This window comes from Streptomyces azureus, from assembly GCF_001270025.1.
GTDB classification, from domain to species: Bacteria; Actinomycetota; Actinomycetes; order Streptomycetales; family Streptomycetaceae; genus Streptomyces; species Streptomyces azureus.
Genome location: NZ_DF968407.1, coordinates 16878 through 28898, shown reverse-complemented (window position 1 = coordinate 28898; position 12021 = coordinate 16878). Strand labels below are relative to the sequence as shown.

General features: G+C 70.7%; 12 protein-coding genes and 2 pseudogenes. 5 read left to right on the top strand and 9 right to left on the bottom strand.

The genetic code is table 11. The features are described 5' to 3' along the window. Window positions 1-426 precede the first annotated feature (426 nt). The 7 genes from AOQ53_RS33535 to AOQ53_RS33505 form a co-directional block, all read right to left on the bottom strand. Entirely contained in the window at window positions 427-1680 is a 1254-nt protein-coding gene (locus tag AOQ53_RS33535) for a cation:proton antiporter (RefSeq protein WP_059423034.1), read from the bottom strand. Between the two features lie 6 nt (window positions 1681-1686). After that, a complete protein-coding gene (locus tag AOQ53_RS33530) occupies window positions 1687-2172 on the bottom strand; it encodes a cation:proton antiporter regulatory subunit (RefSeq protein ID WP_059423030.1) in 486 nt (161 codons plus the stop codon). Window positions 2173-2303: 131 nt separating this feature from the next. After that, window positions 2304-2762 carry a hypothetical protein gene (locus AOQ53_RS33525; RefSeq protein ID WP_059423028.1) on the bottom strand — a complete coding sequence of 153 codons (459 nt, stop codon included), beginning with the start codon at window positions 2760-2762 and terminating at the stop codon, window positions 2304-2306. Between the two features lie 316 nt (window positions 2763-3078). Continuing rightward, window positions 3079-4752 carry a purine-cytosine permease family protein gene (locus AOQ53_RS33520; protein ID WP_059423026.1) on the bottom strand — a complete coding sequence of 558 codons (1674 nt, stop codon included), beginning with the start codon at window positions 4750-4752 and terminating at the stop codon, window positions 3079-3081. A 195-nt stretch (window positions 4753-4947) separates the two neighbouring features. Next, complete coding sequence (locus tag AOQ53_RS33515; RefSeq protein ID WP_010044117.1) at window positions 4948-5298, bottom strand: hypothetical protein; 351 nt, start codon at window positions 5296-5298, stop codon at window positions 4948-4950. A 94-nt stretch (window positions 5299-5392) separates the two neighbouring features. Then, complete coding sequence (locus AOQ53_RS33510) at window positions 5393-5746, bottom strand: DUF6479 family protein (protein WP_059423024.1); 354 nt, start codon at window positions 5744-5746, stop codon at window positions 5393-5395. Between the two features lie 37 nt (window positions 5747-5783). Continuing rightward, window positions 5784-6188: a ChaB family protein gene (locus AOQ53_RS33505; protein ID WP_059423022.1), complete on the bottom strand. Its 405-nt coding sequence runs from the start codon at window positions 6186-6188 to the stop codon at window positions 5784-5786. Between the two features lie 125 nt (window positions 6189-6313). Here AOQ53_RS33505 and AOQ53_RS33500 point away from each other — a divergent pair, with 125 nt between their 5' ends. Both AOQ53_RS33500 and AOQ53_RS33495 read left to right on the top strand, forming a co-directional pair. Next, window positions 6314-6682 (top strand): ferredoxin, encoded by a 369-nt coding sequence (locus AOQ53_RS33500; RefSeq protein WP_059423021.1) that lies wholly within the window; start codon window positions 6314-6316, stop codon window positions 6680-6682. 95 nt (window positions 6683-6777) lie between these two features. Further along, window positions 6778-7956 (top strand): acyl-CoA dehydrogenase family protein, encoded by a 1179-nt coding sequence (locus tag AOQ53_RS33495; protein ID WP_059423020.1) that lies wholly within the window; start codon window positions 6778-6780, stop codon window positions 7954-7956. Between the two features lie 130 nt (window positions 7957-8086). Here the strand turns inward: AOQ53_RS33495 and AOQ53_RS33490 are convergent, their stop codons facing one another. Then, the gene (locus tag AOQ53_RS33490; RefSeq protein WP_059423018.1) at window positions 8087-8398 is read right to left on the bottom strand and encodes a hypothetical protein; all 312 of its coding nucleotides are present in this window, start codon (window positions 8396-8398) and stop codon (window positions 8087-8089) included. A 1489-nt stretch (window positions 8399-9887) separates the two neighbouring features. On the opposite strand from AOQ53_RS33490, the gene AOQ53_RS33485 reads away from it, so the two are divergent. Beyond that, on the top strand, window positions 9888-11159 hold the full coding sequence (locus AOQ53_RS33485; protein ID WP_063889040.1) for an MFS transporter: 1272 nt from the start codon (window positions 9888-9890) through the stop codon (window positions 11157-11159). Window positions 11160-11210: 51 nt separating this feature from the next. On the opposite strand, the gene AOQ53_RS47530 is transcribed toward AOQ53_RS33485, so the two are convergent. Then, the gene (locus AOQ53_RS47530; RefSeq protein WP_269085490.1) at window positions 11211-11339 is read right to left on the bottom strand and encodes a hypothetical protein; all 129 of its coding nucleotides are present in this window, start codon (window positions 11337-11339) and stop codon (window positions 11211-11213) included. Window positions 11340-11347: 8 nt separating this feature from the next. Here AOQ53_RS47530 and AOQ53_RS42020 point away from each other — a divergent pair. Beyond that, window positions 11348-11566 (top strand): annotated as a pseudogene (locus AOQ53_RS42020) (IS256 family transposase); the annotation flags it as partial. A gap of 42 nt (window positions 11567-11608) precedes the next feature. Then, a pseudogene (locus AOQ53_RS33475) lies at window positions 11609-11986 on the top strand (GNAT family N-acetyltransferase); the annotation flags it as partial. Window positions 11987-12021: the final 35 nt, after the last annotated feature.

The window sequence follows — 12021 nt, the reverse complement described above, 5'->3', positions numbered from 1 at the left end:
TGCCGGGTGTGTGGTGCGCGGGGTTTCCGCATGGTGGGTAGGGGTGCGCGGCCGTATGCCGCGGGCTGACGGGGCCTTTCGCGCGGTGGGTGTTGGTAGGGCGGGTACGGGGGTGTGGCCGTGCGCCGTCGGCTGGCGGGGTGTGCCGCGCGCCGCGCTTCCGCACAGCGGGCTGGGGCCGCTGGCTGGAGGGTCCGCGCTGGGCTCCGTAGGGGGGCACGGTAGTGCGGCCGTACGCCGTCAGGCCGCTGGGTCTGCCGTGTGCCGCACTTCAGGAGGCGGCCCGCCAGGCAACTGCCCCGTCTTCAGCCGTACGGCACGCGAGCGGCGAGCCCATGCACGGGGACGCCGTCGGCGACCAGGCGGCAGGGGCTGAACTGCCGGGAGAGCACCGGTCGGTGCCCCGGTCCGGCTGCGGCCGGCCGGTCAGGTGCGGCCGACGATGTCCTGGTCGTCGATGGTCTCGTGGGAGTCCGGCGGATCAGGTGCTGTTCTTCCGCGGGACGTGGCGTTCCTCCGGCGCAGTCGCCCGGTCAGGGCGGTGGCCACGGGCTCGGTGTAGCGGGCGGTCAGGGGGCCGAGGAGGACCAGGATGAGAACGTAGGCCGTGGCCAGGGGGCCGAGGGAGGGCTCGATGCCGGCCGTGACGGCGAGCCCGGCGATGACGATGGAGAACTCGCCACGGGCCACGAGCGTGCCGCCGGCGCGCCAGCGGCCCTTGGGCCCGATCCCGGCACGGCGCGCGGCCCAGTAGCCGGTGGCGATCTTCGTCGCGGTGGTGACGGCCGCCAGGGCGAGGGCGGGCAGCAGTACGGGCGGGATGCTGGCGGGGTCGGTGTGCAGGCCGAAGAAGACGAAGAACACTGCGGCGAACAGGTCACGCAGCGGCGCGAGCAGGCTCGTCGCGCCCTCGGCGACCTCGCCGGACAGCGCGATGCCCACCAGGAAGGCGCCCACGGCCGCGGACACCTGGAGTTGCTGCGCGAGCCCGGCGACCACCAGGGTCACGCCGAGCACCACCAGCAGCAGCTTCTCGGGATCGTCGCTGGAGACGAAGCGGGAGACGTGGCGGCCGTAGCGCACCGCGAGGACGAGCACGAGCGTGGCCACCCCGAGGGCGATGGCCAGCGTGACCGCGCCCGCTGCCAGGCCCACCCCGGCCAGCAGGGCCGTGACGATCGGCAGGTAGACCGCCATGGAGAGGTCCTCGAGGACCAGGATGCTCAGGATGGCCGGGGTCTCGCGGTTGCCGAGCCGCCCCAGCTCGCCCAGGACCTTGGCGATGACGCCGGAGGAGGAGACCCAGGTGACACCGGCCAGCACGACGGCGGCGACCGGGCCCCAGCCGAGCAGCAACGCGAGCACCGCACCGGGCAGGGCGTTGAGGACGGCGTCGACGACCCCGGCCGGATAGTGGGTCTTGAGGTTGGAGACGAGGTCCGTGGCCGTGTACTCAAGGCCCAGCATGAGCAGCAGCAGGATGACGCCGATCTCGGCACCGATGGCGACGAAGTCCTCGCTGGCGACCAGCGGCAGCAGTCCGCCCTCGCCGAAGGCGAGACCGGCCAGCAGGTAGAGGGGGATCGGCGAGAAGCTGAAGCGCCCGGCGAGGCGGCCGAGCAGCCCGAGCCCGAGGATGAGGCAGCCGAACTCGATCAGGAAGACCGCTGAGGAGTGCACGGCGGGTCACTCCCGCCCGAGTATCGCGGCGGCCGCCTCCACGCCCTCGCGGGTCCCGATGACGATGAGCGTGTCACCGCCGGCGAGCCGGAAGTCCGGCGCGGGGGAGGGTATCGCCTCGGCCCGGCGCAGCACCGCCACGATGGACGCGCCGGTGTCGGTGCGGATCCGGGACTCGCCCAGCAGCCGGCCGTTCCAGTGCGAGGAGCCGGACAGTTCGATCCGCTCGGCGACGAGCCCCAGGTCGGTGGTGGAGAGCAGGTTCGGCGTGTGGTGCGCGGGCATCAGCGCGTCGATCAGCGTCGCCGCCTCCTCCGCCGTCAGACGCACCGACAGGTCGCAGGCGTCGGGGTCGTCCTTGCGGTAGGCGCTGATCGTCCGGTGGCCGTCGCGGTGGGCTACCACGGACAGTCGGCGGCTGTCCCGGGTCGTCAGGTCGTAACGGACACCGATGCCCGGCAACGGCGTACTGCTGAGGCGTGGCGCGCTCATGTCTGTCCCCCTTCCGTCGGCGTGCGTGTTCCTGAGACCCGCCTGCGGGGGCCGCGCCCGGACGAGCGCCCAGATCCGGCCTGTGGGCTCATCCTAGGCGGCCGGGCGGGACCCTACCCGTCGTGCGTGCGCTACCTGGAGGGCACCGGGACGGCGGATCCGGACGGGAAGGGAGTGGCCGTGGGCTGCCTCGCGGTCGCCCCCTCCACCTGCCGCACGGTGCCCGTCCCCGGCCGCGTGCCCGTGCCCGCGCCGGCGGACAACTGGGACCAGGCTCCCAGCGCCAGGGCCACGGCGGCGGCGGTGGCGACGACACGTCCCACGCGCCGGGCCTTGGCACGGCGGTCCAGGTCGCGCCAGGCCACGCGGACCCAGAGGTCCTCCGGCTGCCACAGGTCACCGACGGTGTGCGGGGGTTGGAGCTGCCGCCCCGCCGCCCGCTCCCTCGCGGAAGGCTCCCTGGGGGCGGAGGCGCGTATGGCGTGCTCGCTGTCCGTGAGGAACCTCAGCCACACGTCGTCCGGGACCGGGGGAGCGCCGTCCGGCTCGTCGGGAGTTCCCCGTCCGCCGCCCGGCCCTTCGGTGGTCACGTCCCGTCATCTCCTCTCCGACCATCGGCCTGATCACTGCGCAAGCCGAGATCAGTATGCCGCCCGGTACACGAGGCCGCCCCTTTACGGGTGCTCGCACAGCGCGTCCGAGACCGACTTGGTACCACCTGTGCGGTGAGGCCGCCGTCGGCGGTTCCGGTGCGGCCCAGCGGTGTCTCGCGGATGCCGCGCGGGCACGCGGCCCGCAGCTGGCTGCGGCGGAAGGCCGCGGAGGTGGGCGAGAGGCCGGCGGCGGAGTCGCCGCGGTGAGCGTGCCGTGGGGCGGAAGCGCCTCGCGCCCTCCGCCCCACGGGTGTCAGACGGCGGCGGGTGCCTCCGGCAGGACGTGGTCCCCGACCTTGTCGGTGCTCAGGCAAAGAGAGCAGACGACCGCGTCGTGCGTCCGGCAGGCGGCCACGTCAGGTCGCTCGAACCGCTGCCGGCACACGTGGCACTCGTAGGTGACGGCGCTGGGGTTGCCGTCCTCGTCCAGGAGCGGCTCGGCGATGCCGTCGTCGCTGCGGCGCAGGTAGTACCTGCCCTTGGTGGCCACGGCCATCAGCGGGGTGAGGACGAACGCGATGACGGCGGCGGCGACGGGGGAGTACGGCTGGAGCGTGTCGCCCAGCGCGTGGAAGTACATGGCGATGGACAGCGCGGAGGCGGCGACGAAGGACACGACCCCGACCGGGTTGACGGCGTAGAGCATGCCGCGGCGGAACTCGGGGGCGTGCGGGGAGAGCTTCAGCAGGTACTTGTTGATGCCGATGTCGGTGGCCACGGTGACCACCCAGGCGATCGCGCAGTTCGAGTAGAAGCCCAGGATGCCGTTCAGGAAGCTGAACATGTCGGCTTCCATCAGGACGAGCGCGAAGCCCAGGTTGACCAGGACGAAGACCATCCGGCCCGGGTAGCGCTTCGTGACGCGGGTGAAAGAGTTGGTCCAGGCGAGGGAGCCGGAGTACGCGTTCGTCACGTTGATCTTGATCTGGCTGATCACGACCAGGGCCACGGCCAGCGGGAGGACGATCCAGGACGGCATCATCGCGTCGAAGGCGTGCTTGAACTGCTGGATCGGCTCGGGTGCGGCGGTGGGACCGACCTCGGCGATGATGTAGACCGCGAGGAACACGCCGATGGCCTGCTTCAGCGCGCCCAGCACCACCCAGCCGGGGCCGGCCATCACCACGGCCGTCCACCAACTCCGCTTGTTCGCCTCGGTCTTGGGCGGCATGAAGCGCAGGTAGTCGATCTGCTCGCCGATCTGCGCGATCAGCGACAGACACACGCCCGCGCCCAGCAGCACGGAGGCGGTGTTGACGCCGCCGTCCCCGTCGGTGCCCGCGTAGGCCAGGAAGCGGTCGACGGTCCCGGGGTCGGTGGCGACCAGGTACACCAGCGGACCGACCATCAGCAGCAGCCAGATCGGCGTGGTCCACACCTGGAGCTTGCTCAGCGCCGTCATGCCGTAGATGACCAGCGGGATGACCATGAGCGTGGACACCAAGTAGCCCAGCCACAGCGGCAGTCCGAGGCCCAGCTTCAGGCCCTGGGCCATGATCGAGCCTTCGAGGGCGAAGAAGATGAAGGTGAAGCTGGCGAAGATGACGCTGGTGAGGACCGAGCCGAAGTAGCCGAAGCCCGAGCCACGGGTGATCAGGTCCAGGTCGATGTTGTAGCGGGCCCCGTAGTAGGCCAGCGGGAAGCCGGTCACGAAGATGACGACGGCGGCGACGGCGATCGCGAGCAGCGCGTTGCCGGTGCCGTGGGCCAGACCGATGCCGGCCCCGATGGAGAAGTCGGCCATGTAGGCGATGCCGCCGAGGGCGGTCGTCGCCACCACCATCGGGGTCCAGCGCCGGTAACTGCGCGGCGCGAAGCGCAGCGTGTAGTCCTCGAGGGTCTCCTTGACGGCCTGGTCGGCGCCCGGTGCCGCCTTCTGCGCGGGTTCCGGCTCGGCGACCTCGGCCAGTCGTGGCTCGGTACTCATGCCACGCCTCCTTGTTGCGGGTTGGGAACTGACAAGGCAGGCACGGTAGGCAGTGGTCGTTACCCCTAAATACTTCCCGAGTGAAGGGAATGTTTCGGAGGCGTCTCACCGGGGGCCGAAGGCTGTCCCACGGCACCGCCGGCACCGCGAAAGGGCCCGTGCACAGGCACGGGCCCTTCTCTTCGGCGGTGACGCCTACGTGCGGTCACCCTTCGGCTTGCCCCGCTGGTCGGGGGTGCCGTGCGGCGGCGGGCTGAACGGCTGCGGGGACGTGGCGGGCGACACCGGAGAGCCTCCGTGCCCCTCGCCCGACTCGGGACGCAGGGCGCCCGGGTCGCCGGACGTCGGCTCCGCGCCCTCGCGCAACTGCTCGAGACGGGACCCCAGCAGCTCGGTCACCGGCAGCCGGTCGGCGTGCGACCGCTCGTACGCCAGCAGTTCCTCCACCTCGTCCGCGGACAGCGACCGCACCCGGCTCTCCAGGCCGCCGATCGGCAGATGGTCGTAGTCCGGCAGCGGCAGGGTGTTGCGGGCGGGATCGGCCATGGTTCTCACTTCCCTGTGTACGGCGTGTACGACGTGCGCGTATGACGGTTCACGTACGACGTGGGGTGCGGAGCGGAGTGGCGCGGGGCGGGGGTCAGCGGCCGCCCGGGCCGCCACTGCCGAACGAGCCGCTGCTGCCCTCGTTCCAGCGGGGGCGCTCCTGGGTGGGGCTCCTCCGGTCGCTCTGGTTGCCGTGCATCTCGTGCGGCGTCAGACGGCCCTCGCCCCGGGGCACCTCGTCGGGTTCCCTCCGCTCCCTCGTCTCCCGGACGGGGCCCCCGTCGGGCAGCCTGGGCTGCTCCTCGGGCCGCGGCGGGCGCCGACGCTTGTGCCGGAGGCCCAGGATGAAGGCGCCCAGCAGCAGGGCCACGACCGCCAGACCCGTCACGACGAACCCGAAGCCGGGGGCGTCCCCGCCCGCGGCCATCTCCATCCATGCGGTATTCATGGCTCGCGGGTACCCCTGGTCGTCCCCATGAACCTGCTCACCCCGACCGTGCGGCCCGGGTCTTCGACCGGTTCTCCTTGCGGACGGCGTCCAGCAGCTCCGCCTTCGACATCCGCGACCTCCCCTCGACGCCCAGCCGCTTCGCGAGGTCGTACAGGTGCTCCTTCGAGGCCCGCTCGTCGACGCCCTCGCCGCTGCGGCCGCCCTGCTGCCGGGGCCGGGCCGACCGCGGGTCGGAGGGGCCCTTGCGGCCGCCCTCCTTGCGCTCCCAGTGGTCGCCGACCTTCTCATGGGTGTGCTTCAGCGCCCCGAAGGCCACGCGGTGCGCGCGCTCGCCCTCGCCGTACTGCTCCACGGCCGAGTCGTGCGCCTTGATCCACGTGCGCTGGGCCTCCTCGGCGGAGCGCTCCAGGGTCGACGGAAGTTCCTCTCGCCCGGGCATGTGACTCACCTCCGTGCGTCGTCGTTCCCGGGCCTGCCGGGTGCCCGGCCGACGGGGCCGAAAAACCGTACGGAACCCTTGGCGGCAGCGGGTTTGACCGGCATCGGCGGGGCTACCCGCGCGGTGTGACGACATCCCAGCAGGAGCTGTTCCGGTTCCTGGAGGACCGCTTCGCCTGTGCCCAGGCGTGCACCGAGTGCGCCCGGGCGTGCGCGTTGCGCGCGAGCCTCGTGGATCCCGACGGCACCGAGAACCAGGAACTCGTACGACGCAAGGGCATCATGTGCGCGGAGGTCTGTGACGCGACCTGCCGTGTGCTGTCCGAACAGAACCAGGTGGACGAGACCAGTATCCGCGTCCAGGTGGAGTGGTGCCGGACCGTGTGCCTGGAGGCCGCGCACGTCTTCGACCGGCAGCCGGGGGCGGAGGACTCGGCGGCGGCGTGCCGTGCGTGCGCACGGGCGTGCACGGACTTCCTCGCCACGCTGAACTGAGGAGGGCCGTTCCCCGTTCACTCACCATTCCCAATTTCTGCAACACGTTCTACCGTGTGCGCCGACAGGACCGGCCTTGGGAGCCTGGAGGCGCCGTGCACCTCGAATACACGCCCGAGCAGCAGCGGCTGCGCACCGAACTGCGCGCCTACTTCGCCCAACTGGTCCCGGACCACGTGTACGCCCGGCACGGCGACCCTGCCGCCCAGAAGCGGTTCTACCGCGAGACCATCCGGCGGCTCGGCGCGGACGGCTGGCTCGGCGTGGGCTGGCCGAAGGAGTACGGCGGGCGCGGCCTGAGCGCGATGGAGCAGTTCATCTTCTTCGACGAGGCCGCCCAGGCCGGCGTCCCGCTGCCGCTCATGGCGTTGAACACCGTCGGCCCGACGATCATGCGGTACGGCACCGACGAGCAGAAGGCCCACTTCCTGCCGGGGATCCTCTCCGGCGAGATCGACTTCGCCATCGGCTACAGCGAGCCCGGCGCCGGCACCGACCTCGCGTCACTGCGGACCCGTGCGGTACTGGAGGGCGACGAATACGTCGTCAACGGCCAGAAGATCTGGACAACCAACGGCGACACGGCCGACTGGGTGTGGCTGGCCGTGCGCACCGACCCGGACGCCCCACCGCACAAGGGCATCACCATGCTCCTGGTGCCGACCACCGCCCCCGGCTACTCCTGCACCCTCATCAACACCCTCGCCTCGCACGACACCACGGCCAGCTACTACGAGAACGTCCGCGTCCCCGTCTCCCACCGAGTCGGCGCCGAGAACCAGGGCTGGCGGCTGATCACCAACCAGCTCAACCACGAACGCGTGACCCTGGCCGCCCACGGCACCATGGCGATCCGCGCCCTGCACGACGTGCAGCGCTGGGCGATGGAGACCAAGCTCGCCGACGGCCGTCGCGTCGCCGACCTGCCCTGGGTGCGCCGCCTCCTGGCCCGGACCCACGCCCGGCTGGACGCGCTGAAGCTGCTCAACTGGCGGATGGTCGGTGCCGTCCAGGACGGCACCCTCACCCCGCAGGACGCCTCCGCCGTCAAGGTGTACGGCTCCGAGGCCCGACGCGACGCCTACGCCTGGCTCATGGAGATCGTCGCCGCCCCCGGCGCCCTGAAGGAGGGCTCGGCGGGCGCGGTCCTGCACGGCGAACTGGAACGCGGCTACCGTTCGGCGGTCATCTTCACCTTCGGCGGCGGCAACAACGAGATCCAGCGGGAGATCATCTCGTGGATCGGGCTGGGGATGCCGCGCGTGCGGCGCTGACGGATTGTGACGAAGCCTTTTAGTTGGCACAAAAGCGGGATAGTTGGCACTGAGCGGAGCGCTTGGCCTGACGCGCGATGGGCTTGGCTTGTTGGCGTCCTAGACCCGCTGACCTGCTAATTCCTCAGAGTCAGCGCAACTGGGCCGTGCGGCGAGTACGGGTCTCTTCCGCGACGATCGCGCGTACGGATACGCACAGGGGCTGATTCTGGTCGCAGGCTGCCGCGAGTTGCGTCGCGTAGAGGCTGAGGCGTTGGCGCAGGCGGAATCGTTCGCCGCGGCCGACGTCGGCTTCGTGGAGTGCGCTGGTGCGGGAGGTGAGCAGTCGGGCGTCTCCTCTGCCGCGCTCCTTCCTGACGATGGGGCATTGCGGGGCTTCGGCCCGTGTGACGTCGCTCCAGACGATGATCGAGGCGATGCGGGGATCTGCCGTGGCTCGCATGCGCGCGAGTCCAGGCAGCTCTTCAAGAGGCGGGACCAGTGGGTGTCGCCCATGCTCCAACGTGCCATTCTGCGGCGTCGGTTGGCATAGTTCGTCCGATGGGCCGAGACGACGAGTCGCTTGGCGACTTGATCGACGGCTCGGGTGAAGGCCGACCCCAGTCGGTTCTCGGTGAGTCGGCGGCCCAGCGCGTTGCGCGTGTATCTCCCCACGCCGTTGCCGACGTCCAACACTTCCGCACACTCCGGCCACGTGAGCCCTGTGACCAGTTCGCGAGGCGGAGCGACGCTCCGCGGCGGATAAGGCGGTCGTCGCGGTATGTGGCGTCGGGGAGTTGAGTTCTGAGGTCGGTGAAGTGGTCCGAGAACCAGTCGAGAGGAAGGTACGGCGGGACTTCATCGACGGTGAACCGGTAGGAGTACGGGGAGTCGCGAAGTCTGCCGAGCATGCGGAAACCAGGTGCACGAGTGGACGTGGCCACTGCGAGATTCGGGGAGATGCCGCCGTCGTTGAGTAGCCGCTTCGTATATGTCTTTGCTCGATGGAAAGCCTCGAATGCGATGGGCTCGATGCGCTCGGCCATGGTCCGGCGGTCTCGGTCGGCCAGGAGGTTGTCCGCGGCTAGAAGCAGCGCTCCGCATGCCATCGCATCGGGCGGAGCGTCTCGGCTTCCTTTGAGGGTGAGAGCTGCCGAGCCGCTGTCCCGGGCTGTGATCGCGGATACGACCGGTGCCGCGTGCGCGTCGATGGCGGCGGCCAGGGCATCCGACGGGACGAGCGCGCGGCCCACGGGCCAGCTCAGTTTGATCAAATGGGTCGTGGTGATGAGGTCGGGGAAGTAGAAGAGGTCTGACGGCTGCTGGATTTCTGAGTCTTTCTGGCGAGGGACCAACTTTTCGTCGGTGCGCCGTTGCAGGGCGAGGAGTTGCTCGAGGTCCGGTGCGGAAAGTGCGGCACTGGTGGGAGGCAGGGCTGATGCGTTCTCAGCTGGCGAGATAGGAGCGGGCACGCGAACTGCGCGGCTGGCAGGCCGGGCTGTCCCTTCTCGCCCAAAGCAGTCGACGACGCTCTGCGATGGGCCGCTGCACGAGAGAGAGTCCTGACGCCCTGAACGGAACCGGAGGGCCAACCGTCCGCGATTGCTGTGCGGGAGCCTGTCGAGCCGGAGACCGCTGCGCCGGACGAGCCGACCGGGCGGTCTTCTCTTCGCCCCCTCGCCGCCGTTAGTGTGTCTTTCTGCCCGATCCGCTCTTCGATCTCAACACTCAACGTTTCTGCCGGCGCTGGAGCCGACGCCGACGTGGACTTCGATTCCGTCCCGTCTGCGTCATCATGGACGACTCCTGGCGGCGGGGGGCGGTGCCCGCGATGGGCGTCGTTCTCCCGGACCGTCCCACCGTGCAGCGGAAGGTTCACTGTGACGCCGCGGCACTGGTTTCGTCGTACCGCATCGGATTTCCGCCGTACTGTCTGGGGGTTTCGCAAGAGCGTGCCGGCTCGGGCGGGAACCGCCTCCTACCGTTCTGCCCTGCAGACCCCCGGCGCGGCGGCCTTCTTCCTGGCCGCGGCTCCCGCCCGGGTCGGGGTGGCCATGGCCGGCCTCGGTATCGTCTGGCTGGTCCATGCCGAGACCGGGTCCTTCGGGGTGGCCGGCCTGGTCACTGGCTCGTTCGCCGTGGCGGAGACCATGGTGGGCCCGCAGGCGGCCCGTTTCATGGACCGTTTCGGACAGCCGCGCGTGCTGGTACCCCTCCTGTGCGCCCACGCCGGAGCGATCACCGCTCTGGTCGCGCTGGCCATGACAGGGGCGCCCGCGGTGCCGCTGATGGCAGCCGGCCTCGCGGCCGGGGCGACCCTCCCGCAGTTCGGTTCGCTCTCCGCGGCCCGCTGGTCGGCCCTGCTGCACGGCAGGGCCGAACTCACCCCGGCCTTCGCACTCGAAACGATCAGTAACGATGTCGCCTTCCTCCTCGGCCCCGTCCTCGCGGTGTTGGTGGCAACCCAGTTGCACCCGGCCGCGGGGACGGTGCTGGCGGGGGCGCTCGTTGTCGGCGCCGGACTGGTTTTCGCGGCGCTGCGTCGTACGGCCCCGGCGCCCGCCGCCGCGCCCACCGTGGATCGTACGGCCGCCCGGGGCCCGGGGGCTCTGTTGAGCCGGAGCTTCGCCACGCTGGTTGCGGTCAATGTGGCCCTGGGCGTCTTCTTCGGCTCGATGCAGGTCTCGGTGAGCGCCTTCGCCGACACTCACCACGCGGCCTCGGCAGCGGGGATCCTGTACGGACTGATGAGCGCGGCCAGCCTGCTGGCCGGTGTGGCCTACGGGCGATACCGCCGGCACACCCCGCCCGCAGCCCAACTTCCCGTGATCCTGACCTTTCTGGCCTGCGCATCGCTGCTGCCGCTCCTGGCCAGCACCCCCTGGCAGCTCGGCCTTGCGCTCCTGCTCCCCGGTGCGGGCATCGCTCCGTGCATCATCCTCTCCTCGACGCTTATCGAGTCGGTCATGGACCGGTCGGTTCTGACCCAGGCCTTCACCTGGACGCACTCCGCGAGCGCGGCGGGCGTCGCCGTCTCTGCCGCTGTAGTCGGCCGGCTCGTCGACGGTCCGGGCGGCGCACGAGCCGGCTTCGCCGTCCCCCTCCTCGCCCTGACCGCAACGGCCGCCCTGACCTGGTCCAGCCGTCACGCGCTCACCACGGGTGCCACGGCCTCCAGGCAGTCGCCGTCGGAGGCCGAATCGACCGGCGCCGTCCCCCCCTGACTGACCACCGCTTGAAATCTGATAGAGGAACGGGGCAGGGCTGATGCGTCATCAGCAGGTGATCTTGAGGAGCGCGGTGGCGTAGGCGGGGCGTGAGCGGTAGTGGTCGGCTGCGGCGGCGATATTGGTCCAGCCGGCCTGGCGCATGAGGCCGATGGCGAGGTTGCGCAGGGTGACCATGGCGCGGGCCGATCGAGTCGACCTTCGACACCGTCCGCCTGCGCACCAAGGTCACCAAAGGCGCCGGCAGCGCGGCGGCCGCCCTGGCGATGGTCTTCAAGCTCGTCGAGTCCGCCCAGGCCCGCTGGCGCGCGGTGAATGCACCCCACCTCGTCGCCCTCGTCCGCGCCGGGGCCCGCTTCGAACGCGGCCAGCTCGTTGAGCGGCCACAGACGACCGCGGCATGAATAGGGTGGCGGACCTGCCTCGAAGTTCGAGATCATCCGAGCATGTCGGATGGCACGCCAGGACAGGATTTTCCGGTCGGCTTCAGGTTCCGGCCGTATCGCGGCGACGAAGACCACGGCCCCATGGCCGCGGTGCGGCTGGGGTGTACTGAACGGGACCGGGTCGATGCCCATTCGGTTGTGGAAGGGCTCCCGACGGCGGCCGAGATCGCCGAAGCCTCTGCCAAGCTGGAGGAGCCGTCCAAGAACCAGATCCTGGTGGTGCGCGATGGGAGCGTCGTCGGCTACTCGACGATCCGGTGGTGGCAAGAGCGGGACGACACGTGGCTATACCTGCACCGCGGTTACCTCGTGCCCGAGCACCGCCGCCAGGGCATCGGCTCAGCCATGCTGAGCTGGGCAGAAGAGCGGATCCGCCAGCCCGGCTCACTGCGCGCCCATCCACCCAAGCCCGC

Bases quoted from the DNA above. Each gene is read 5' to 3' on its own strand.
- AOQ53_RS33530 (WP_059423030.1), bottom strand. From the start codon at position 2,172: ATGAGCGCGCCACGCCTCAGCAGTACGCCGTTGCCGGGCATCGGTGTC.
- AOQ53_RS33520 (WP_059423026.1), bottom strand. From the start codon at position 4,752: ATGAGTACCGAGCCACGACTGGCCGAGGTCGCCGAGCCGGAACCCGCG.
- AOQ53_RS33515 (WP_010044117.1), bottom strand. From the start codon at position 5,298: ATGGCCGATCCCGCCCGCAACACCCTGCCGCTGCCGGACTACGACCAT.
- AOQ53_RS33510 (WP_059423024.1), bottom strand. From the start codon at position 5,746: ATGAATACCGCATGGATGGAGATGGCCGCGGGCGGGGACGCCCCCGGC.
- AOQ53_RS33505 (WP_059423022.1), bottom strand. From the start codon at position 6,188: ATGCCCGGGCGAGAGGAACTTCCGTCGACCCTGGAGCGCTCCGCCGAG.
- AOQ53_RS33490 (WP_059423018.1), bottom strand. From the start codon at position 8,398: ATGCGAGCCACGGCAGATCCCCGCATCGCCTCGATCATCGTCTGGAGC.
- AOQ53_RS47530 (WP_269085490.1), bottom strand. From the start codon at position 11,339: ATGGTCACCCTGCGCAACCTCGCCATCGGCCTCATGCGCCAGGCCGGC.